Annotated in this window: 23 protein-coding genes; 20 read left to right on the top strand and 3 right to left on the bottom strand. The window is 34.1% G+C overall.

The features are described from left to right. Nucleotides 1–54: 54 nt before the first annotated feature. From lon to H8911_RS12890, 8 genes are all read left to right on the top strand, one after another. Nucleotides 55–2361, top strand: coding sequence for an endopeptidase La (gene lon / locus H8911_RS03190; protein ID WP_117924689.1), 2307 nt, complete (start codon nt 55–57; stop codon nt 2359–2361). 1 nt (nt 2362) lies between these two features. Beyond that, nucleotides 2363–2947 (top strand): ribosome biogenesis GTP-binding protein YihA/YsxC, encoded by a 585-nt coding sequence (yihA, locus tag H8911_RS03185; RefSeq protein ID WP_117924691.1) that lies wholly within the window; start codon nt 2363–2365, stop codon nt 2945–2947. 83 nt (nt 2948–3030) lie between these two features. Continuing rightward, entirely contained in the window at nt 3031–3336 is a 306-nt protein-coding gene (locus H8911_RS03180; protein ID WP_003866000.1) for a type II toxin-antitoxin system RelB/DinJ family antitoxin, read from the top strand. Nucleotides 3337–3529: 193 nt separating this feature from the next. Continuing rightward, nucleotides 3530–3931 (top strand): IS200/IS605 family transposase, encoded by a 402-nt coding sequence (gene tnpA / locus H8911_RS03175; protein WP_186998672.1) that lies wholly within the window; start codon nt 3530–3532, stop codon nt 3929–3931. A gap of 23 nt (nt 3932–3954) precedes the next feature. After that, nucleotides 3955–5049, top strand: coding sequence for an IS200/IS605 family element RNA-guided endonuclease TnpB (gene tnpB, locus H8911_RS03170; protein WP_186998671.1), 1095 nt, complete (start codon nt 3955–3957; stop codon nt 5047–5049). 317 nt (nt 5050–5366) lie between these two features. Next, a complete protein-coding gene (locus tag H8911_RS12355; RefSeq protein WP_222620935.1) occupies nt 5367–5654 on the top strand; it encodes a YitT family protein in 288 nt (95 codons plus the stop codon). Between the two features lie 257 nt (nt 5655–5911). Further along, nucleotides 5912–6040, top strand: coding sequence for a hypothetical protein (locus H8911_RS12645; RefSeq protein WP_255466261.1), 129 nt, complete (start codon nt 5912–5914; stop codon nt 6038–6040). A gap of 23 nt (nt 6041–6063) precedes the next feature. Continuing rightward, the gene (locus H8911_RS12890; RefSeq protein ID WP_208853814.1) at nt 6064–6156 is read left to right on the top strand and encodes a hypothetical protein; all 93 of its coding nucleotides are present in this window, start codon (nt 6064–6066) and stop codon (nt 6154–6156) included. Between the two features lie 15 nt (nt 6157–6171). Here the strand turns inward: H8911_RS12890 and H8911_RS03160 are convergent, their stop codons facing one another. Both H8911_RS03160 and H8911_RS03155 read right to left on the bottom strand, forming a co-directional pair. Then, nucleotides 6172–8076: an NAD(+) synthase gene (locus H8911_RS03160; protein ID WP_186998670.1), complete on the bottom strand. Its 1905-nt coding sequence runs from the start codon at nt 8074–8076 to the stop codon at nt 6172–6174. Between the two features lie 65 nt (nt 8077–8141). After that, nucleotides 8142–9659, bottom strand: a complete 1518-nt coding sequence (locus tag H8911_RS03155) for a 4Fe-4S dicluster domain-containing protein (protein WP_117926282.1) — start codon at nt 9657–9659, stop codon at nt 8142–8144. Between the two features lie 137 nt (nt 9660–9796). Here H8911_RS03155 and H8911_RS03150 point away from each other — a divergent pair, with 137 nt between their 5' ends. Genes H8911_RS03150 through H8911_RS12885 form a run of 4 tightly spaced genes read left to right on the top strand, consistent with a single transcriptional unit; the run spans nt 9797 to nt 13037 of the window. Next, nucleotides 9797–10438, top strand: a complete 642-nt coding sequence (locus tag H8911_RS03150; RefSeq protein ID WP_158567631.1) for an HAD family hydrolase — start codon at nt 9797–9799, stop codon at nt 10436–10438. After that, nucleotides 10425–11312: an RluA family pseudouridine synthase gene (locus H8911_RS03145; RefSeq protein ID WP_117926286.1), complete on the top strand. Its 888-nt coding sequence runs from the start codon at nt 10425–10427 to the stop codon at nt 11310–11312. The genes H8911_RS03150 and H8911_RS03145 overlap by 14 nt, the downstream gene beginning before the upstream one ends. A gap of 14 nt (nt 11313–11326) precedes the next feature. Next, nucleotides 11327–12523 carry a cation:proton antiporter gene (locus H8911_RS03140; RefSeq protein ID WP_117926288.1) on the top strand — a complete coding sequence of 399 codons (1197 nt, stop codon included), beginning with the start codon at nt 11327–11329 and terminating at the stop codon, nt 12521–12523. Between the two features lie 34 nt (nt 12524–12557). Next, nucleotides 12558–13037, top strand: coding sequence for a prepilin peptidase (locus tag H8911_RS12885; protein ID WP_369410290.1), 480 nt, complete (start codon nt 12558–12560; stop codon nt 13035–13037). Here the strand turns inward: H8911_RS12885 and H8911_RS03130 are convergent. Further along, nucleotides 13010–13771 carry an RluA family pseudouridine synthase gene (locus H8911_RS03130; protein WP_186998668.1) on the bottom strand — a complete coding sequence of 254 codons (762 nt, stop codon included), beginning with the start codon at nt 13769–13771 and terminating at the stop codon, nt 13010–13012. The two genes, H8911_RS12885 and H8911_RS03130, sit on opposite strands and share 28 nt — an antisense overlap. A 91-nt stretch (nt 13772–13862) precedes the next feature. On the opposite strand from H8911_RS03130, the gene H8911_RS03125 reads away from it, so the two are divergent. The 8 genes from H8911_RS03125 (at nt 13863) to H8911_RS03090 (ending at nt 21842) form a co-directional block, all read left to right on the top strand. Then, nucleotides 13863–14231, top strand: coding sequence for a desulfoferrodoxin family protein (locus H8911_RS03125; protein ID WP_186998667.1), 369 nt, complete (start codon nt 13863–13865; stop codon nt 14229–14231). Nucleotides 14232–14293: 62 nt separating this feature from the next. Next, nucleotides 14294–15514 carry a chloride channel protein gene (locus H8911_RS03120; protein WP_117926296.1) on the top strand — a complete coding sequence of 407 codons (1221 nt, stop codon included), beginning with the start codon at nt 14294–14296 and terminating at the stop codon, nt 15512–15514. Nucleotides 15515–15630: 116 nt separating this feature from the next. Next, complete coding sequence (locus H8911_RS03115) at nt 15631–16770, top strand: glucose-1-phosphate adenylyltransferase (protein ID WP_117571889.1); 1140 nt, start codon at nt 15631–15633, stop codon at nt 16768–16770. Nucleotides 16771–16772: 2 nt separating this feature from the next. Then, the gene (glgD, locus tag H8911_RS03110; RefSeq protein WP_186998666.1) at nt 16773–17888 is read left to right on the top strand and encodes a glucose-1-phosphate adenylyltransferase subunit GlgD; all 1116 of its coding nucleotides are present in this window, start codon (nt 16773–16775) and stop codon (nt 17886–17888) included. After that, on the top strand, nt 17888–19327 hold the full coding sequence (gene glgA / locus H8911_RS03105; protein WP_186998665.1) for a glycogen synthase GlgA: 1440 nt from the start codon (nt 17888–17890) through the stop codon (nt 19325–19327). Before glgD ends, glgA begins: the two co-directional genes overlap by 1 nt. Continuing rightward, on the top strand, nt 19327–19752 hold the full coding sequence (locus tag H8911_RS03100; protein WP_117926304.1) for a 2-thiouracil desulfurase family protein: 426 nt from the start codon (nt 19327–19329) through the stop codon (nt 19750–19752). Before glgA ends, H8911_RS03100 begins: the two co-directional genes overlap by 1 nt. Nucleotides 19753–19813: 61 nt before the next feature. After that, nucleotides 19814–20080, top strand: a complete 267-nt coding sequence (locus tag H8911_RS03095; protein WP_003866017.1) for a phosphocarrier protein HPr — start codon at nt 19814–19816, stop codon at nt 20078–20080. A 67-nt stretch (nt 20081–20147) separates the two neighbouring features. Continuing rightward, the gene (locus H8911_RS03090; protein ID WP_222620934.1) at nt 20148–21842 is read left to right on the top strand and encodes a phospho-sugar mutase; all 1695 of its coding nucleotides are present in this window, start codon (nt 20148–20150) and stop codon (nt 21840–21842) included. The last annotated feature ends 21 nt before the right edge of the window (nt 21843–21863 follow it).

Genomic DNA, 21863 nt, shown 5'->3' with positions numbered 1-21863 from the left:
AAGAAAAAAGACGCTTAGCGTCTTTTTCCATATTTAATATAAGGAGGTTTTCGTATGGAATTAAATACCTATCCTTTAGTTTGTACCAGAGGGGTTGTCCTATATCCAAATCAAGAAATTGTGATTGATGTAGGTAGAGATACTTCTGTACATGCTGTTGAAAATGCGCAGGATAATTATGATAAAAAGATTTGTTTATTTTCTCAAAAAGAACTTGAAAAAGAAAATCCTGGAAAAGAAGATATATATCCTGTAGGAACTTTATGCGAAGTTCGTCATATTCGTCGTTTTGATAACTTTTTACGTGTAAAGTTTCGTGGAATTAAGCGTGTTAAGCTAAATAATTGGATCAATGGAAGCCTAAGTGATTTAGCCGAAGTTGAAATTCTTGAAAGCGAAAAGCAGGACGCTGTCGAAGAAGAAGCTTTGATTCGTATGATTGCAGATGAACTTGATCGTATGCAAGGACAAGATCGTTTTGTGACTAAAGAAATTGTTATGGAAATTTCAAAGGGTATGGGCGGTGAATTCTTAAGTGATAAAGCTGTTCAAGGATTGCCTTTAGATATTGAAAGAAAACAACAGTATCTTGAAACATTAGGGGTGAATGATCGTCTAATGATGTTGCTTCAAGATATGGCTAAAGAGAAAAAGATGAGTGAAGTTGAACAACAAATCAACGAAACTGTCAAAGAAAGAATTGATCAAGGACAAAAAGATTACTATCTTCGTGAAAAGATGAATGTCATTCGTGAAGAATTAGGGGATACAGTTGCCCAAGATGAAGATGCGGCTAAGATTCGTAAGCGTTTAGCTGAAAATCCATACCCAGACTACATTAAGAAAAAGGTATCGGACGAAGTGAGTCGTTATGAAATGCTACCTATGGCAAGTGGAGAAACAGGTGTCATTAAATCTTATATTGATTGGTTAATGGATCTTCCTTGGTGGCAAGAAACGAAGGACAATGAAGATTTAAATGAAGCTGAAGCTATTTTAAACGCAGATCACTATGGTCTAGAAAAAGTAAAAGAACGTATTCTAGAGTATTTGGCTGTTAAACAAATGACAAATTCATTGAATGCACCAATTATTTGTTTGGTAGGTCCTCCAGGAGTTGGTAAAACGTCTTTGGTAAAAAGTGTTGCTAGAGCTTTAGATCGTAAATTTGTGAAAATGTCACTTGGTGGTGTTCGCGATGAAGCAGAGATTCGTGGTCACAGAAGAACATATTTAGGAGCTTTACCTGGACGTATCATTCAAGGTATGAAAAAGGCAGGCGTTACGAATCCAGTATTCTTGATTGATGAAATTGATAAAATGGCAAGTGATTATAAGGGAGATCCATCAAGTGCAATGCTTGAAGTATTGGATCCTGAACAAAATTCAGTATTCTCAGATCACTATATTGAAGAGCCTTATGATTTATCAAAAGTGTTGTTTATCGCGACGGCAAACTATTTAGAAAATATTCCACCTGCATTAAGAGATCGTTTGGAAATTATCGAATTATCAAGCTATACAGATGCAGAAAAGGTTCATATTGCCAAGGATCACTTAGTTCCTAAACAAATAGAATTAAATGGTTTAAAAGCGTCTCAGTTAAAAATTGATGATGATATGTTACTATATTTAATTCGTTACTATACTCGTGAAGCGGGAGTTCGTTCTTTAGAGCGTACAATTGCGACAATTTGCCGTAAAACAGTATTGGCTATCTTAAAAAACAACAAACGTAGCATTAAATTGACTAAAAAATTAGTTCATGAGTGGTTGGGTAATGAAAAAGTTGATTATGGTAAAAAAGAAAAGAAAGATCAAGTTGGAACTGTAACAGGACTTGCCTATACAAGTTTTGGTGGGGATATCCTTCAAATCGAGGCAACTCGCTTTACAGGTAAAGGAAGACTTGTTCTTACTGGACAATTAGGTGATGTCATGAAGGAAAGTGCTAGTATTGCGCTAGACTATGTTCGTACGCATGCAAATGAATTCAAAATTGATCCTAAATTGTTTGAAGAAAATGATGTACATATTCACGTACCAGAAGGTGCGGTTCCTAAAGATGGACCAAGTGCTGGTGTTACAATGACAACGGCATTGGTATCTTGTTTCTCTAATATTCCAGTTAAGGCGAATTTAGCTATGACTGGTGAAGTTACACTTAGAGGAAATGTTCTTCCTATTGGTGGATTGAAAGAAAAATCATTGGCAGCACATCGTTCTGGAATTGATACGATCTTGATTCCAAAAGAAAATGTAAAAGACTTAGATGATATACCTCAAGAAGTAAAAGATGCAGTTACTTTTATTCCTTGTTCAAATGTATCTCAAGTGTTACATAACGCATTGGTAAAATAGTATGATCAGTGAATTTGTGATTAGTGCTGTTGAAAAAGAACAATGGCCAGAATCTGATTTACCAGAAGTTGTAGTCGTTGGACGTAGTAACGTTGGAAAATCAAGCTTTATTAATGCATTGACTAATAAGAAAAAACTTGCCTATGTAGGAAATACACCAGGTAAAACACGTTTAATCAATTTCTTTAAGATTGATGATACTTGGATGTTAGTGGATGTTCCTGGATATGGTTATGCGAAAATGTCTAAACAAATGCTGATCAAGATGGGTAAAATGATGGATACATACTTTAACCAAAGAGAGCAGATTTGTTGTGTTGTACAACTTATCGATGCAAGACATGGCGCCACGCATGATGATTTAGATATGATCGAAATGATTCAAAGTCTTGGAATTCAAATCGTTATTGTAGCTACAAAAGTTGACAAGATTCCTAAGACAAAACGTGTTCGTGCGTTGAAAGATATTTCTCAACAACTTCATTTGCCAATGAAAAACATCTTTGGGATTAGTAGTACAGAAAAAACAGGTTTTGAACCTGTCTTAGAAAGAATCAATGAAATTGTAGAACAGGCTAAAAAATAGTCTGTTCTTTTATTATAATGAATGATAATCGATTGCGTATGTAAGTACATCGACTTATAATAAAGAAAAAAGGAGCTTATTTTATGTCAAAAACATCAAATGTATACGCAAGAATTGAACCAGAAACAAAAGAACAAGCAGAAGCAATTTTATCAAAATTAGGAATACCATCTTCTGTCGCAATTAACATGTTTTATAATCAAATTATATTAAATAATGGATTACCTTTTGATGTGAAAATTCCATCAAATAAAATTTTAAATGAAGATGAACTAACAAAAGAGGAATTAGCTAAAGAGATATTTGCTGCTCATGATGAAGTTTTAAAAGGGAATACAATTCCTTTTGATCAGTTTTATGAATCATTGAAAAAGGATCTAAAACTATGAATTTTGAAGTAGAAATATCATATAAGGCAAATTTGGATATTCGACACATTTATAGTGCAATCTAAGAACACTCGTGACTTTAGTCATGAGATGAATTAGATGTGCAGATGTTAGATAAATAATTTAAAAATAAATGATAAATATAGTGCTTTGAATATATACGTATGTTATAATATAAATAAGGTAAAAACACATGGAAGTTGTTAAAGGTAGAGACTATGTCTATTCAATACAGTATCATATTGTATGGTGTGTAAAGTATCGTCGTAATATCTTGAATGGAAAGGTTTCAACAAGATTAAAAGAGCTGCTGACTCAGATTTCAAAGGATAATGGTTTTCAAATCCTTGAAATGAATATGGATGAGGATCATATCCATATGCTTATCAATTGTACGCCACAGCATTACATTCCAAATATTATAAAAGCTATGAAGGGTGTATCAGCCAGACGCTTGATGAAAGAGTTTGGGGATGATCTAAGATCCAAGTTATGGGGCGGACATCTATGGAATCCTTCTTATTTTGTAGCTACAGTTTCTGAAAATACAGAAGAACAGATTATAGAGTATATAAGAAGTCAAAAAAGAAAATAGCGAATCAATAAGGAGAAATTATCATGGAAAAGGCATTGAAGTATCGTATCTATCCAAATAGAGAACAAAGAATATTGTTGGCCAAGACTTTTGGCTGTACTCGTTTTGTATATAATCATTACCTGGCAAAACGTAGGGATGCCTATGAAAAAGATGGAATCACATTAAGCTATTCGGCTTGTGCTAAGGATCTAGTTTCTTTAAAGAAAGAATATGAATGGCTTAAGGAAGTGGATTCTGTAGCTCTACAGTCAAGTGTAAAGAATCTGGATACGGCATATATCAATTTCTTTCGAAAAAAGGCGGAATATCCTAGATTCAAATCGAATAAGACACATCGTTATTCGTATACAACGAAATTTACGAATGGAAATATTGAACTATTCGACAATAAGGTCAAGCTTCCTAAGATTGGTCTTGTAAAGATAAAGAAAACACGAGCACCTAAAGGAAGACTACTGAGTGCAACGGTATCACAAGTACCAAGTGGAAAGTATTATGTATCACTATGTTATACGGATGTAGAAGAAGTCTTATTTCCACTAACATATAATGAAACAGGTATAGATCTAGGTATCAAGGATTTTATCATATTGAGTAATGGAGAAAAGGTAGAAAATCCAAAATATCTGAAGAAGTCGATTGAGAAACTGAAAAAGCTACAGAAGCAGCAGTCACGAAAAACAAAGGGCGGCCGCAACTGGATCAAAAACAGAATCAAGATTGCAAGACTTCATGAAAAGATAGCGAATCAAAGAATGGATTTTATCAACAAACTATCTACTAGAATCATTAGAGAATATGACATTATCTGTATCGAAGACTTAAAAGTCGACAACATGCTTAAAAACCACAATCTAGCCCAATCTATATCGGATGTATCCTGGTCAAAGTTTACAACACAGCTAGAATATAAAGCCGAGTGGTATGGAAAAGTAATCAAGAAAGTAGATACATTCTATGCGAGCAGTCAAACCTGTCATTGTTGCAGATATAAGAATGAAGAAACAAAAGATTTAAATGTAAGAGATTGGACATGTCCAAAATGTCATTCAAATCATGACAGAGATGTAAATGCATCTATCAATATATTGATGCAAGGCATATTAGCCAATTAGCAAAAAATAAAAAACAACCGCAGGAACTGCGGGGATAGCTTGGTAAGAAAGGTTTCGATAGAAACCTGTTCCTAAGAATCTTGTCACTGCGGTGATGAGAGGTTCAAATATTAAGAGTGATTCATCATTCACAAAATATTACTACTAATTTTTTTCTTGCAGAAAATGAAATCCCTTATGTGGTAGAATCTGATTAAAAAATAGTAGAAAAGGCTAAAAAATAGTTTCTTCTTTTATATTGTTTAAAAATTAGTAATTGAAATGATTTTGGTGTGTGAGTATGTTAAAATGAAGCCCTAAAAAGGAGTGCTGAGCTTATGAAACAAGACCCAACACCTTGTATTACGAATCTTTTCATGTTGACAATTGCTGGAATTGTGAATGCTTTTGGAATCACATTGTTTATGACACCTGTAAAATTGTATGATAGTGGAATTTTTGGAACTTCTATGCTACTTGAACAGGTTTCACCATCTTATTTATTATTATCACTATTCTTATTAATATTAAACATTCCTTTATTTTTGATTGGACTCAAAAAACGAGGAAAGAAATTTACCTTTTATGCTATATATACTGTTTTTATATATTCCTTATTCGCATAGCTGATTGCGGATGTTTTACCAATCGATGTAAGTATTGCTTCACCATTAGCAGATACGGATTTATTACTTTGTGCACTATTTGGTGGTATGATTTCAGGTATCGGAAACCGTAGGTACCTTTGTGATGATCTATAATGTGATTCTCTATATATTTTGCAAAATTGTATTAAATAGCTAGGTATTACTACTCTATTTGGTTGTAGCTTATTCAGCAGCATTAAAGACAATTGACTTTGATTGATTGAGCTAAATGTGCAATGATTGTAACTGAGTATCCAACCGAAATATGTGAAGCATTAAGTGATATATTTGGAAGTGGTGTTACTCGTGTGGATGCCACGGGTGGATATTCAAAAAGTCTTAAATCCATTGTCTATTTTGTATAGTCAACCGATACCAAGTGAATCGTATGAAAGAACAAGTTCATGAAATCGATTCTAAAGCTTATATTATCATGAGTGAAGTGGCAGATATTTTTTCAAATAATATGGATAAAGCATAAAGAAAAGTGGGGGAATTAAATTTCCTCCACTTGTTTTATCCATAGATTTCTTGATGCGTCGCTTGGCATTCTCCAGTCACCTCTAGGTGAGAAACAAATAGATCCAAACTTAACACCATCTGGCATACAGTTTCTTTTAAATTGTTGGGTAAAGAAACGATTATAGAATGTTGTGATGGCCTTTTTAATTGTTTCCTTTTCTACATCTTTAAATGCAACACAAGCTAAATCATAGATTTTCTTAGGCTCATCGTGATGTCTTAACATTTGATATAAGAAGAAATCATGAAGATCATAAGAACCTAATACTTCTTCTGTTTTTTGAGCAATTTTACCATTTTTATCTGGTGGTAAAAGCTCTGGAGATACTGGTGTATCACAAATATCCATCAATACATCATGTAATATTTCATCTTTTAAGGCAACACTTTCAACAATATAACGAACAAGTGTCTTAGGCACACTGGCGTTTACCGCATACATACTCATGTGATCTCCATTATATGTACACCATCCTAAGGCAAGTTCACTTAAGTCTCCAGTACCAACAACAATCGCATTATAGGCATTGCTTAAATCCATCAGAATTTGTGTTCTTTCACGAGCTTGTGAGTTTTCATACGTAATATTATGAACTTCTGGATTATGGTGAATATCTTTAAAATGTTGATTTACACCATCCACAATAGAAATTTCTTCACTAGATACATGAAGCAGGTCCATTAAGATTTGCGCATTAGATTTAGTACGTTTTGTCGTTCCAAAACCAGGCATTGTGATTGCATGAATTCCTTTTGAATCATAATTGTTGATTTTAAAGGCTTCATGACATACAAGCAAAGCTAAAGTAGAATCAAGTCCACCACTAATTCCAATCACAACGTCTTTACAGTGAATCTTAGAAAGACGTGTTGCCAAGCCTTGTGCTTGAATGTGTAATATTTCTAAACAGCGAACAATTCTTTCATCTTGATTGTTTGGGACAAAAGGATAGGCATCTATATAGCGATCAAATTCAATTTCTTCGATTGGTTTTGATGTGAATTCCACGGTTGTATAGTTTACATGGAATAAATCCTGCATACTAGTTTTATAGTGTAAGCGATCATGATTTAAATGGTCTAAATCGATTTGTCCATAAATAATTTTATCTGTTTTTGTCTCATTTAAGATAGCCCCGTTTTCACAGATTAAATTGTGTCCAGAGAAAACCAAATCACTTGAACTTTCTGTTGGGCCGGCACTAGCATAAATATAGCCTGCATAACATTTAGCACTTTGATCTTTGACTAGATTTCTTCTGTAATTTGCTTTTGAGATGATTTCATTGGAGGCACTTAGATTACATAATACATTCGCTCCAGCTAATGCATGTGTTGAACTTACTGGAATTGTCACCCATAGATCTTCACAGATTTCAATACCTAAACAAGCCGATGTTGTTGTATCTTTAAATACGATATGATTTGAAACGGGAACCTTTTTATCTTTGTATGTAAAAGTTGTGTTTTCTTTCAATTCACTAGCACTCGAGAACCACCTTGTTTCATAGAATTCATTGTAGCTTGGAATATATGTTTTTACTTGAATACCTAGAATATCATGGTTGAAACAAATAGCGGCACAGTTATAAAGCTTGTTTTCGATTTCTAAAGGTAAGCCTAAAACTGTAACTAGGTTTTCTGGTAGTTCTTCTACAATTTCAAATAGAACTTGTTTTGCTCTATTTAATAATGTATGTTCATAGAATAAATCCTGACATGTATATCCTGTAACACATAGTTCTGGAAATACTACAAGTTGTGTATCTGAATCCAATTCTTGGATACATTTTAAAATTTCTTCTTTATTTGCCTGTGGATCTCCAATTGAAACATTTAAAGTACAGGCAGCCGTTTTATAATATGAATAACGATGCATGTTCATACCTCATTTCCAAACATGATTATATCAAAAAAAGACGTCCATTTTAAGGACGTCTTTGATTAATGTTCACTTAGTTCGTGAAGACGATCTCCATATGCAGATTCATCTGCATCTTTCTTATCGCTTTCAGTAGCATATTTTTTAACTAATGCACTTGATTTATTGATTGGTTGTAAAGTACCAGCACCGGCAACACATCCACCAGGACAAGCCATACCTTCAAGTAGGTATCCGTTTAGTCTTCCAGCTTTAGCCATCATCAACATTGTCTTACAGTTCTTTAATCCTTCTGCAGCCTGAACTTTTACTTCTGTTCCAGGATGTTCTTTTTGAATCAAGTCTTTAACGGCTTTAGCAACACCACCACTGACAGCAAATCCACGACCAGCATTTGTTCCTTCTGTTAATGGATCAGAAGTAGTAATTTGGTCTAATGCAATACCTTTCGCATTGAACATACCCATAACTTCTTCAAAAGTTAATACGAAGTCAATATCACTACGGATTGATTTACGGCTTGCTTCCAATTTCTTAGCAGCACAAGGACCGATGAATACAACTTTGGCGTTTGGCTTTTCTTTTTTGATTAAACGACCCGTTAATACCATTGGAGTTAATGCCATTGAAATGTATGGTGCAAAGTCAGGGAAGTTTTTCTTCGCCATAACGGACCATGCAGGACAGCAACTTGTAGCCATAAATGGTTGTTTTTCAGGAACTTTATCTAAGAAGTCTTCAGCTTCTTCAATTGTACATAAGTCAGCACCAATCGCAACTTCCACAACATCCGCAAAACCTACAGCTTTTAATGCTGCTTTTACTTTGTCTGGCGTTACGGCTGGACCAAATTGACCAACGAAAGCAGGGGCAACAGCTGCAATGACGTCATAGCCTTCTTTCATGGCATAGATTGTTTGGAAAATTTGTCCTTTATCTACAATAGCTCCAAATGGACAGTTAACTAGACACATTCCGCAGCTAACGCATTTATCGTAATCGATTTCTGCTTTTCCATCTGCATCGGATTTGATTGCGTCCATTCCACAGCTTGCAGCACATGGACGTTCTAATTTAGTGATTGCGTGATAAGGACATGCATCCATACAACGTCCACACTTAATACATTTTTCTTGATCAATACAGCTTTTACCATTTACGATATGAATCGCATCTTTTGGACAAACTTCTGTACATTGGTGTGATAAACATCCTTGACAAGCGTTTGTTACAAATACTTTCTTTTCTGGACACGCATTACATGCGAACTTGATAATATTGATAAGGGGATCATCATAATATTTTTTCGCAATTGTACTTTCTTCAATTCCATCTGAAATGTTTGTATATTCAGTAATATCACGAACAGGCAAGCCCATACCCAAACGCAATCTTTCCCCGATAATTGCACGTTCTAGAAAAATACTATCACGATATTTTGCTTTTGTACCAGGTAAGATTTCATATGGGATTTCTTCCATACGCTTAGAATAATCTGTATTGTCATCGTACGCCATTGAAGCGATGGCAGTAAAGACCTGACGACGAAGGTCAGTTACTGAGTTATAAATTCCTCTCATATTTCCTCCTAATTCAATTCCTCATATATACTCATATAATATTATATAGTAAAAACTACATTTGTGAAAGTTTTAATTAGTATAAAATGTTATTATTTTTTTCTAATAGTGATATAATACCGTGCGGGGTGAATTGTTTGGTAAAAATTGTATGGGATTGGAATGGAACTTTATTGAATGATGTTGACTTATGTTTTTCTTGTATCAACCGTCTTTTAGTCAGTCATGATTTGAAACCTTTGGATACTCTAAGTCAATATCGTGAAGTATTTACTTTTCCAATAGAAGATTATTATAAAAGGGTAGGCTTTGATTTTGACAAAATACCTTTTTCCATGTTGGCTCACGAATATATGGAGGATTATCAAGAAAAAAGCTATGCTTGTAACTTACATTCAGATGTATTGGATGTTGTGAATAAGGCAAAGAATCTTGGCTTTTCGCAAACCGTGCTTTCTGCAAGTAAAATGGATTATCTTCTTAAACAAATGGAAACCTTGCATGTAGATGATTTATTCGATTCGATATACGGAATCAATGACATCTATGCAAAAAGTAAAGTGGAATTAGCTCATGCGTTTAAACAAACATGCAGCCAAGATGATGAAATTTATTTTGTAGGAGATAGCGTTCATGATTATGAAGTTGCAAAAAGTATTGGTGCTAAATGTATCTTGGTGACTACTGGGCATCAAAATCGAGCAACTTTAGAAAGTGTAAATGTACCAGTTATGGACAGTTTAATGGAAAGTTTGGATTTAATTTATGAAAGAGATTAGAATCAATTCAAATGATGCAAATCAAAGACTGGATAAGTTTTTGATGAAGACTTTTCCAAAATTGAGCAAATCAATGATGTATAAGGCGATTCGAAATAAGAAAATAAAAGTGAATCGTAAACGTTGTACTTTTGATCAGAAAATTCAGGAAAATGATAGTATTTTATTGTTTTTACCTCCGGATGTTTTAGAAGAGAAACAAGTAGATACGCAATATATATCATCACAGTTGGATGTTATTTATGAAGATGAAAATATCTTGATTGCGAATAAACCATATGGCTTATTGTCACAGAGTGATCAAAGCAAAACTCAAGATTGTTTGGTAAATCGTGTACAAGCATACTTAATGGAAAAAAACGAGTATGATCCAAATAAGGAACATTCTTTTGCTCCAAGTATTTGTCATAGACTGGATCGAAATACGACAGGTCTAGTGATTGCTGCAAAGAATGCGAATGCTTTAAGAAAAGTAAACGAAGCAATCGCAAATCGTAAAATCCAGAAGATGTATCGGGCATATGTTACTGGTACTTTTAAAGAAAAAGATTTTAGTATGTGCTATTACATTCGTAAAGAAAATACTGTTGCGAAAGTAAGTGATAAAAAATTAGAGGGCTATCAAAAAGCATTGATGGATGTGCATGTTGAAAGAAATGATGGCGAGAATTCAATATGTGCAATTACACTTCATACAGGAAGATTTCATCAGATTCGTGCCCTGATGGGGCATATAAAGCATCCTTTGTTGGGTGACGTCAAATATGGATATCATGGAAAGAAAAGGCCGATAAAATTGATGGCATATCGGTTGGAGTTTCATGATGTAGATTTGCCACTTCAACAAACGGTGTTTGAACTTCCAAGAGCATAGTAGGAGGTATGAATATGCAAGAATATCGATATCTATTAGATATTGCCTTAATTTTATTAATGACAAAAGCCTTTGGACTTTTTTCTCGTCGTTTACGTATGCCATCTGTAGTAGGTGCATTGATCGCAGGTATTGTTTTAGGGCCTGCGGTGTTAAATATAGTTGGGCCAAGTAAATTGATTGAATCTTTATCAGAAATTGGTGTTATTGTCTTAATGTTTGCGGCTGGTCTAGAAACAAGTATTACAGATTTAAAAAAGGCTGGGTTAAAAGCTTTTATCATCGCAACACTGGGTGTATTAGTTCCATTAGCTGTTGGATATGTAGTTGGTGGATTCTATAATGTTGGGCCAGACGCTTGGTTACACAACCTATTCTTAGGTGTTATTTTAACAGCTACAAGTGTTGGTATTACGGTAGAAACATTGAAAGAAATGGGTTGTATGTCTACAGAAAGTGGAAATGCGATTTTAGCTGCAGCTGTAATTGATGATGTTTTAGGTATTGTTTGTTTGACATTAGTAACAGGAATGGCTGACAGTTCAGTGAACATCGGCGCTGTCATGTTTAAAATTTTACTATTCTTTGTGTTTGCCGTTGTTGTTGGGGTGATTTTACACAAAGTATTTTCATGGTGGTTTGAACATGATTCATGCGGTGGACTACAAAGATATTCAATTGTATCATTTGCGTTCGCATTGATCATGGCATTCTGTTCAGAAGCATTCTTTGGTGTAGCGGATATCACAGGAAGTTTTGTGGCAGGTTTGATTCTTTCGGGTACACGACAATGTGATTATGTCACTAAACGTATTTCAACATTATCTTATATGTTGATTACACCTGTATTCTTTGCGAGTATTGGATTAAAGCTTTCACCAATTACATGGAGTGCTGAACTTATCGAATTAGTAATTGTTTTATGTATCATATCTGTTTTGACAAAAATTATTGGATGTGGTTTGGGTGCTATTGTATGTAAATATACACCTACACAAGCTATCCGAATTGGATGCGGTATGATTAGTCGTGGAGAAGTTGCCTTGATTGTCGCAAATAAAGGTATGGCATTAGGAATCTTACCAGAAGTCTTTGTGACTCCAGTATTATTGTGTGTCGTATTCACAACGGTTATTACACCAATCTTATTGAAAATTGTATACAAAAAGAAACCTAACGATGCAGATTTTGTACAAACTGCAAATTGTTAATAATATTTTCACATTGGGTCTTTATACTTAAAGTATGAAGACTCTTTTTTTTGTGCTTATCATTACTTTTTTGATCAAACCATTTCAATTATCGACTTTGTATGTTGTACTCTTTTTATACTTTTTGGCGAAAAAGGACTATGCAACAATGTATATTGAAAAGTACTGGATTTTTCCATCTATACTTCTTTTATGTTTTTGTTCTAATTATGTGCCATTATTCAATCGAGTATGTACAAGTCTTGTTTTTCTATTGGTCAGTGGAACCATTAAAATTATTAGAACTGAATGGATAGGCAGTGCCGATGTATGTTTTTTAACTTTTTTTGGCTTTTATTTAGGAATGGAAAGAATGCTCGTGGCTTTATATATTAGTGTTTTACTAGGCTTTTTGTGGATTTTATATAAAAAAAAGCATATTCTTCCGTATTTATCCTGTTTATCAATAGGTGTCTGGATCGCTTATCTGAAAGGATATACAATTTTTTATTTTCTAATAAATCTTTTTTCTTGAGGACAAATTACATCAATGTCATTAAATTGAATATGATGACTTTGAAGTAAGAGTCCCGTATTATCAATTCTTTTACCTCCATATAAGGAATCATTTAAAATGGGATGCTTCAAAGAAGCACATTGAACACGGATTTGATGTTTTCTTCCCGTTAGAATCGTTACTTGAATCAGCGAATAATCTTTATAGTTTTTAAGTGTGTTAAATATTGAAATACTTTCTTTTCCATTTGGATGGATGAACATTTTCTTGGCATTATGACGATCTCTTGCGATATTTGAAACAATCTTTTTGTTTTTATAATTCGTGTGACCTTGAACTAAGGCAATATAGTCTTTTTTAATGTGATGCTCTTCCATGTTTTTGTCACAATATGCCTGGAAGAATGGATGCTTACAAAATAAGACTAAACCACTCGTTTCATAATCAATACGATGAATGGCTTGAGCCGGATATTTATTTCCATTTAATTGCAGATACCCGTTAATACGAGCTTGTAAAGTATCTTGGCTGTTTCCATCATCGTGTACTAATAAAAATGGAGGTTTAAAGGCTGCTATTAAAAAAGCATCTTCATATAAAATGTTTACAGGCTCATAGTTGATTTCAACTTCTTTTTCAGGATAGTTAAAGTAGATAGTTTTATTGTTTTCATCTATTTTTAAATGTTTTTTATGGTTTTTTGAAATACAAAAAGTCTCAAAAATCTCTTGAGAAGTTGCTGTATATTGCATGTAGTTTTCATTTAAATTTTTTATGAGCATATCAATAGAATATTTTAATGATGCGTGTCATAATGTCAATAGAAGAACAGGAGGAATACTTATGAAAATCTATAAGAATTTAGAAACTGGTAGCGTTGTTGAAGGATTGTTGGTGGATGTAGTTCCTAGTGGATATCGTGAATTAAAAGCTGGTGAAGTGGATGCAGCACAAGAAAAACATGTTCCACAAGTAAGTGTAGAAGATAACAAACTTAAAGTTGTAGTTGGAAGTGTTGAACATCCTATGTTAGAGGCACACTATATCACTAATATTTGGGTTGAATATAGTGATGGAACTGTGGATCGTGCAGGTTTAGTCCCAGGAATGAAACCAGAATATGTTTTTGATTCGAAAGGACGAACAGGTAAAGTAACTGTGTATGAGTATTGTAACTTGCATGGTTTGTGGAAAAATGAAATAGAATTGTAATTAAAATGTGAAAATAAAGACAGATTGTTGAAATAAACAATCTGTTTTTCTATAATAATCACATGTATAAAGAAAAGTTGAGAGAATCGTTTAAAGTTTATGATGAAATTGTTTTAAAGTGTTTTTGTGGTATTTTTATTGGTGCTATTGTTGCGATCTGTGAAGTCATTTTTGGTAAAGGATTAGAATGGATCTTGAATTTTAGAGAGCATATGGGATGCATTATGTTGCTTGGACTTCCTTTTGCAGGATTAGCTATTGTGTTCTTATTTGATCATTGGGGAAGAATATCTAGAAAAGGTATGGGACTTGTTTTTGAGGTTGATCAAGGAAAGAGTGATTGGATTCCACTTCGTATGGCACCGTTTATGGTCGTGTCGACATGGATTACCCATTTCTTTGGTGGTAGTGCGGGTAGAGAAGGTGTTGCGATGCAGATTGGAGCTACCGTATCGCATTATTTTGGTAAGTATTTCCGCTTTAAAAACAGTGGTGTTATCTTTATGGTTGCAGGTATGGCAGCTGGTTTTGCCGGATTGTTTGGTACGCCAATTACGGCAATTTTCTTTGCCTTAGAAGTTTTAGTGGCTGGAACTTTGAAATATCGAGCTATGTCTTGTGCAATTCCGGCTAGTTTTACGGCAACTTATGTTTCTAGCTTATTTGGATTACACAAGAGTACTTTTAAGATAGGAAATGTTGCTGAGCCAAATATGGAATTATCTATAAAATTATTGGTGTTAGGTATTTTATTCGGCATGATAGGTGGTTTATTTGCGTTTTTTTTGAAACACACAAAAGCTTTTGTCACAAATAAAATCACAAATCCCTATAAACGTATTTTTATGATGGGTGTTTTCGTGGCGTTTATGTTGTTTATGTTTGGCCAATGTCGTTATTCAGGTGTGGGTGAAAACTTGATTGTAGCATCTTTTACATCGGAAAAGATTTATGGATATGACTGGATCCTAAAGCTTGTCTTAACGATTTTAACTTTATCTGCAGGATTCCAAGGTGGAGAAGTTACGCCATTATTTGCGATTGGATCGAGTCTCGGGGTTATAATTGCACCTGTATTTGGTTTAGATCCATTGTTTGTAGCTGCACTAGGGTATAGTGGTGTGTTTGGAGCTGCCACAAATACATTTTTAGCGCCTATTGCGATAGGCATGGAAGTTTTTGGATATCAGTATTTTCCGTTCTTCTTTATTGTATGTGCTATATCTTATATCGCAAATCAAAACGAATCAATTTATGCTTTGCAAAGACAAGTCAGAGAATGATTTGTCTTTTTTTTGCAGCATTTTGAAAACGCATACAAATTTAAGGGAACGAGTAGATTTTATTTGAAAAAGTGATATACTTTAGTTATATAAAGAGTATTATTAGGAGGATGATTATGAAACAGAATAATATGCTCGCCATGATTTTAGCGGGTGGCCGTGGAACACGTCTTTTGGAACTAACTAAAAAGAATGCGAAACCGGCTGTTTATTTCGGAGGAAAATATCGTATTATTGATTTCCCACTAAGTAACTGTGCAAATTCAGATATCAACGTTGTAGGCGTTTTAACACAGTATGAATCAGTAGAATTAAACGCATACGCTGGTGCTGGTCAAAGATGGGGACTTGATGCACGTGGAAGTGGTGTTTATGTTTTGCCACCACGTGAAAAGGATGGTACAAAATTTGACGTCTATCAAGGAACAGCAGATGCCATCACACAAAACATTGACTTTATTGATAAGTTTGATCCTGAATACGTTTTAATTCTTTCAGGCGACCACATCTATAAGATGGATTATGCGGATATGTTATCTTGTCACAAGGCAAATAATGCCGATTGTACAATTGCGGTACTTCCAGTGCCAATTAAGGAAGCTAGCCGTTTCGGTATTATGAATACAGATGATGAAGGAAGAATTGTTGAATTCGAGGAAAAACCAGAACATCCAAAGAGCAATTTAGCTAGTATGGGTATTTATATCTTTAACTGGAAACAATTACGCAAAGAATTGATTTCAGATATGACTGCAGAAGGTAGTCACCATGACTTTGGTAAAGATATTATTCCTAACTTCTTAAACGCAAATAAACGTTTGTATGCTTATAAGTTTGAAGGATATTGGAAAGATGTTGGAACAATCGATTCATTGTGGGAAGCAAATATGGACTTATTAAATAAAAACAATGAATTGAATTTAGATGATCCAAACTGGAAAATCTATACAGAAGATATTCCAACTTTACCTCACTATGTAGGTCCAACTGGAAAAGTTGAACATTGCTATATCAACCAGGGAGCTATCATTCGTGGTGAAGCAGTAGATTCAGTATTATTCAATAATGTTGAAATTGATGAAGATGCATATGTATCTCAAGCTGTGTTAATGCCAAATGTTAAAGTTGGTAAAGGTGCAAAAATCTATCGTGCTATCGTTGCTGATGGTGTGAAGATTGATGATGGTGCTGTTGTTGGTAGTCCAGACAGTGATGAAATCGAATTGATTTCTAAGAGAGTAAAGAAGGGTGAATAATTATGTGTAACGCTTTAGGAATAATTACTTACAATGATTCTTCTGTATATGTAGAAGGTATGCAAAAATATCGTCCAATCGCTGGATTCAGTTTTTTAGGACGTTATCGTTTAGTTGACTTTGCGATTTCAAATATGTCAAATTCAGGAATTGATGATATTCAAATATATGTAAATGGAAATCCTCGTTCTTTAATTGATCACATTGGTACTGGTCGTCACTATAATATCAACTCTAAACATGGACACTTATCTTTAGTGCCTGTATATTCTGAAGGTGGAACTTCACATTTTACCACAGATATTTCATGTTATGCAGAAAACATTCATACAGTTATGGAAAACCACAATGATTATGTTGTGATTGCTCCTGTTAATATGCTTTATAAAGGAAACTATGAAGAATTGTTGAAACAACATATCGAAAGTGGTGCTGAAGTATCAGTGTTGTATCAACATGTAGATAACGCAAAAGAAAACTACATTGGATGTGATGTACTTCAAATGAATAAACAACGTGGTGTATTAAGTATTGATCAAAACTTAGGTAACTATAAATCTAGATATTTATCTTTACAGACTTACATCATGTCAAAAGAAATTTTTAAAACATTAGTTGAAGAAGCGCAAGAAACAAGTTCAATGTATTGGTTTAAAGATATCTTAAATGATAAATGTGTAGATATGGATATCCGTGGATTGAATTATCGTGGACACATTTATGTAATTAATGATTTGAAATCCTATTATGAAAGTAATATGCAATTCTTAACGGAAGAAAAAATGAAAGATATCGCAGATCCAGAATGGCCTGTATATACTCGTACAAGCGATTCAGCTCCAGCCATTTATTTGAATGGTGGTACTGCAACAGGTTCATTGATTTCGAATGGTTGTGAAATCAGTGGTGTAGTTAAGAATTCTATTGTTGGTCGTTCTTGTAAAATTGGAAAAGATGCATTGATCGAAAATTGCATCATTATGCCAGATGTAGAAATTGCAGATGGTGCTCACTTAAAGAATGTGATTGTAGATAAACATTCTAGAATCGCAAAGAAAAAAGATTTAGCAGGGTTAGAAGAACAACCTTTGTATATTGGTAGAAGGGAGAACGTTTAATGGCATCAATTTTGATGGTTGCTGGGGAAGGATTACCATTCATTAAGACAGGTGGACTTGCCGATGTAATTGGTTCTTTGCCAAAGGCACTTACTGAAAGAGGACATGAAGTAAAGGTTGTCATGCCTTTATATAAGAAAATTAGTGAAAAATACTATAATGAACTTCATTTTGATTGTGAATATTCAGTTTCAATTAATTATCATGAAGTACCCGTACGTGTATTCTCAAAAGTAGTAGATAATGTATGTTTCTTCTTCATTCAACATCAAGGTTACTTTGAAAGAGATTCATTATACGGTTATCAAGATGATGGTGAGCGTTTTGGTTATTTCCAAAAGGCTGTTATTGAAATGTTGAACCAGTTGAATTACTGGCCAAATATTATCCATTGCCACGACTGGCATACAGGTATGATTCCTTGTATGGTTAAAGAAACTCACGATGCAGATCCTAGATATGGTGCAATTCGTTTTGTGTATACAATCCACAACTTGGCTTATCAAGGAAATTTCGGCCCTGAAATGCTAGATAGTTGTTTAGGATTACCATACTATTTGTTAGACAATGGTAATGTACGTTTTGATGGTGGTATTTCATTTATGAAGTCTGGTATTTTATATGCGGACAAAGTTACAACTGTATCACCAACTTATGCACAAGAAATTTTATCGCCTCAATATGGTGAACACTTAGAAGCTGTATTGAATATGCGTAAATATGATCTATGGGGTATTGTAAACGGTATTGATATCGAGTTATGGAACCCTAACACAGATCCAGAAATTCCATATCACTTTAATAAAGTGAATATTGCGGCTCAAAAGAAAAAGGCAAAAATGGCTCTACAAGAAGAACTAGGATTAGAAAAGAATCCTGATGTTATGATGGTAGGTGTTGTTTCTCGTTTGACTTGGCAAAAAGGATTCTATCTATTGATGGAACAATTAGACGCATTGTGTGCAGCTCCAATCCAATTGGTTATTTTGGGTAGTGGTGAAAGTCAAATTGAAAACAAGTTCCATGAACTTGAAGATGGAAATAAAGGAAAGATTTGTTTCTATTATGGATACAATGAAAGCTTGGCACACCGTATCTATGCGGCAAGTGATTTGTTCTTGATGCCTAGTTTATTTGAACCATGTGGAATTTCACAATTGTGTTCTATGCGTTATGGTACTTTACCTCTTGTTCGTGAAACGGGTGGTTTAAAAGATACGGTTGATGCATACAATGAATATGAAAAATCAGGAAATGGATTTAGTTTTGAAAACTACGATTCGAATGAATTGATTCATACTTTATATTATGCTTGTGACGTTTATTACAATCGTAAAGAGGATTGGGAAATGTTACAAAGAAATGCATTGAATACAGATGTGTCATGGCAACAAAGTGCTAAAACATATTCTTTGTTGTATGATGAATTAGTTGACTAATGAGAATTCTTGTTAGCGCATGTTTATTAGGATATAACTGTAAGTATAACGGAAAAAACAATTTAAATAAAAAAATTGTAGAGCTTTTAAAAGATCATGAAGTAATTCCTGTATGTCCAGAGATGCTTGGAGGACTTTGTTGTCCTCGTATTCCTTGTGAAAAAGTAGGAGATAGAATTTTGGATAAAGAGGGAAATGATTGTACAAAACAGTTTATCAAAGGGGCAGAAATTGCTCTGAATATAGCGAAAGAAAAACAAGTAGATATTGCGATTTTACAAAGAAGATCACCTAGTTGTGGATATTCTGTTATTTATGATGGGACTTTTACAGGTAATCTAGTAACTGGTAGTGGTGTCTTTGCACAAATGTTGCAAGATTTAAATATACCGATTATGGAAGCGGAATCAGAAAAATTCGTTTAGGTATTGTTTTCTTTGGCAAAATGTCATAAAATACATTTAGATTTGATTTAGGAGGATAATTATGAAACAAGTAACTGTAACTGTAGTAGATCCAGTAGGTCTTCACGCACGTCCAGCAACTGTAGCTGTTAACGCTGCTAGTAAATTTAAAAGTGAAATCAATGTAGCTTTCAAAGGACGTGAAGTAAACATGAAATCTATCATGGGAGTTATGTCTTTAGGAATTCCTACACAGTCAGAAATCACAATTAGCTGCTCAGGCGAAGATGAAGATGCTGCTGTAGCTGCAATCGAAGAAGTATTGCGTGCTCAAAAGATCATTGCTTAATTAAAGAAAGTCTCATAGTTTTATGAGACTTTTTTATTTCAAAGTTAGAAAAGAAGGAGAATAAATAATGTCTATTGTTGAAGAAAGATATTCAAAATGGTTAAACCATGAAAATTTAGCCCCTCAATACAAACCTGTTTTAGAAGCAATGAATGCAGAAGAAAAAAATGATGCATTCTATACAACAATTGAGTTTGGTACAGCAGGTATGCGTGGTCTTTTAGGTCCGGGAACAAACCGAATTAATATTCATACAATTCGTAAGGCAACTCAAGGATACGCAAATTACATAAATGAAAATAATGGTGGTAAAGCTGGTATTGCGATTGGTTATGATAACCGTCACATGTCAAAAGAGTTTGCGTTTGATTGTGCTGACTTATTAGCAAAAAACAACATTAAATCATATGTGTTTGAATCATTACGTCCAACTCCAGAATTGAGTTTTGCAGTACGTCACTTAAATTGCTTTGGTGGCATTATGATTACTGCCAGTCACAACCCTAAAGAATACAATGGATATAAATTGTATGATGATAAAGGATGTCAGTTGATTCCATGTTTGGCTAGTCAGGTTATTGATAAGGTTAACGCAATTGAAGATGAATTGGCAATTGATGCAAACTGTACAGAAGAACAAAAGAAATTAATTACAGTTATTGGTAAAGATGTGGATGAAGAATATTACAAAAATGTATTAAGTATCCAATTGAATCCTGAAGTTAAAAAAGATATTAAAATCGTATTTTCACCAGAACATGGAACTGCTAATATTCCTGTTCAAGAAGTTTATAAACGTGCAGGATATACTTGCATTCCAGTTGTAGAGCAATGTAGTCCAGATCCTGATTTCTCAAATACACCTACACCAAACCCAGAACAAGCAGGTGCTTATGAATTGTCATTAAAATACGCAAAAGAAAATCAAGCAGACTTAATTTTAGTTTGTGACCCAGATGCTGACCGTATGGGAGTTGGAGTCTTGCACAATGGTGAATATGTTGTATTAACAGGAAACCAATCTGGTTCTGTTGAAATTGAATATATTTGTTCACAACTTCAAAAACAAGGTAAAATGCCCGAAAATCCTGTAATGTTCAATACGGTTGTTACAAGTGATCTAGGAGAAAAAGTAGCTTCTGATTATGGTGTTACAACAGAAAAAACTTTAACTGGATTCAAATTCATTGGTGAAAAAGTTGCGAAATATGAAAAAACGCACGAAAAGAACTATGTATTTGGATATGAAGAAAGCTATGGTTCATTAATTAAACCTTTCGTACGTGATAAAGATGCTCCTCAAGCTTGTTTAATGCTGGCAGAAGCTTGTGCATTCTACAAAGAACAAGGTAAAGATTTAGTTGATGTATTAGATAGCTTGTATGACCGTCATGGTACATATGAAGAAAGTCAAGTTGCGTTATCATTAGCTGGTGAAGCTGGTGCTAAGCGTATTAAAGAAATCTTAGCTAACTTAAGAAAAGAGGCTCCAACACAAATTGGTGGCACAAAAGTGGTTCGTAGTGAAGACTATAAAGAATGTGTAATCAAAGAAGGGGATACAGTAACTGAACTTACTGGATTCACTAAATCGGATGTATTAAAATACTATCTTGAAGATGGAAGCTGGATTGCGGTACGTCCTAGTGGAACAGAACCAAAATGTAAATTCTACTATTGTATCAAGGGAGCTTCAAAAGAGGATGCTCACAACAAAACGGTTCATTTCCAACAGGCAATGGATGATTTGATTGCCAAGTAGTATTAAAGGATGTCAAAATGG

It is taken from the genome of Holdemanella hominis, from assembly GCF_014306155.1.
In the GTDB taxonomy this organism is placed as follows: Bacteria; Bacillota_I; Bacilli_A; order Erysipelotrichales; family Erysipelotrichaceae; genus Holdemanella; species Holdemanella hominis.
Note: the sequence above shows the minus strand (reverse complement) of the source record. Positions and strands in the feature narration are given on the sequence as shown.

Coding starts and splice junctions, on each gene's coding strand:
- lon (WP_117924689.1), top strand. CDS start 55: ATGGAATTAAATACCTATCCTTTAGTTTGTACCAGAGGGGTTGTCCTA.
- yihA (WP_117924691.1), top strand. CDS start 2,363: ATGATCAGTGAATTTGTGATTAGTGCTGTTGAAAAAGAACAATGGCCA.
- H8911_RS03180 (WP_003866000.1), top strand. CDS start 3,031: ATGTCAAAAACATCAAATGTATACGCAAGAATTGAACCAGAAACAAAA.
- tnpA (WP_186998672.1), top strand. CDS start 3,530: ATGGAAGTTGTTAAAGGTAGAGACTATGTCTATTCAATACAGTATCAT.
- tnpB (WP_186998671.1), top strand. CDS start 3,955: ATGGAAAAGGCATTGAAGTATCGTATCTATCCAAATAGAGAACAAAGA.
- H8911_RS12355 (WP_222620935.1), top strand. CDS start 5,367: ATGAAACAAGACCCAACACCTTGTATTACGAATCTTTTCATGTTGACA.
- H8911_RS12645 (WP_255466261.1), top strand. CDS start 5,912: ATGATTGTAACTGAGTATCCAACCGAAATATGTGAAGCATTAAGTGAT.
- H8911_RS12890 (WP_208853814.1), top strand. CDS start 6,064: ATGAAAGAACAAGTTCATGAAATCGATTCTAAAGCTTATATTATCATG.
- H8911_RS03160 (WP_186998670.1), bottom strand. CDS start 8,076: ATGCATCGTTATTCATATTATAAAACGGCTGCCTGTACTTTAAATGTT.
- H8911_RS03155 (WP_117926282.1), bottom strand. CDS start 9,659: ATGAGAGGAATTTATAACTCAGTAACTGACCTTCGTCGTCAGGTCTTT.
- H8911_RS03145 (WP_117926286.1), top strand. CDS start 10,425: ATGAAAGAGATTAGAATCAATTCAAATGATGCAAATCAAAGACTGGAT.
- H8911_RS03140 (WP_117926288.1), top strand. CDS start 11,327: ATGCAAGAATATCGATATCTATTAGATATTGCCTTAATTTTATTAATG.
- H8911_RS12885 (WP_369410290.1), top strand. CDS start 12,558: ATGAAGACTCTTTTTTTTGTGCTTATCATTACTTTTTTGATCAAACCA.
- H8911_RS03130 (WP_186998668.1), bottom strand. CDS start 13,771: ATGCAATATACAGCAACTTCTCAAGAGATTTTTGAGACTTTTTGTATT.
- H8911_RS03125 (WP_186998667.1), top strand. CDS start 13,863: ATGAAAATCTATAAGAATTTAGAAACTGGTAGCGTTGTTGAAGGATTG.
- H8911_RS03120 (WP_117926296.1), top strand. CDS start 14,294: ATGTATAAAGAAAAGTTGAGAGAATCGTTTAAAGTTTATGATGAAATT.
- H8911_RS03115 (WP_117571889.1), top strand. CDS start 15,631: ATGAAACAGAATAATATGCTCGCCATGATTTTAGCGGGTGGCCGTGGA.
- glgD (WP_186998666.1), top strand. CDS start 16,773: ATGTGTAACGCTTTAGGAATAATTACTTACAATGATTCTTCTGTATAT.
- glgA (WP_186998665.1), top strand. CDS start 17,888: ATGGCATCAATTTTGATGGTTGCTGGGGAAGGATTACCATTCATTAAG.
- H8911_RS03100 (WP_117926304.1), top strand. CDS start 19,327: ATGAGAATTCTTGTTAGCGCATGTTTATTAGGATATAACTGTAAGTAT.
- H8911_RS03095 (WP_003866017.1), top strand. CDS start 19,814: ATGAAACAAGTAACTGTAACTGTAGTAGATCCAGTAGGTCTTCACGCA.
- H8911_RS03090 (WP_222620934.1), top strand. CDS start 20,148: ATGTCTATTGTTGAAGAAAGATATTCAAAATGGTTAAACCATGAAAAT.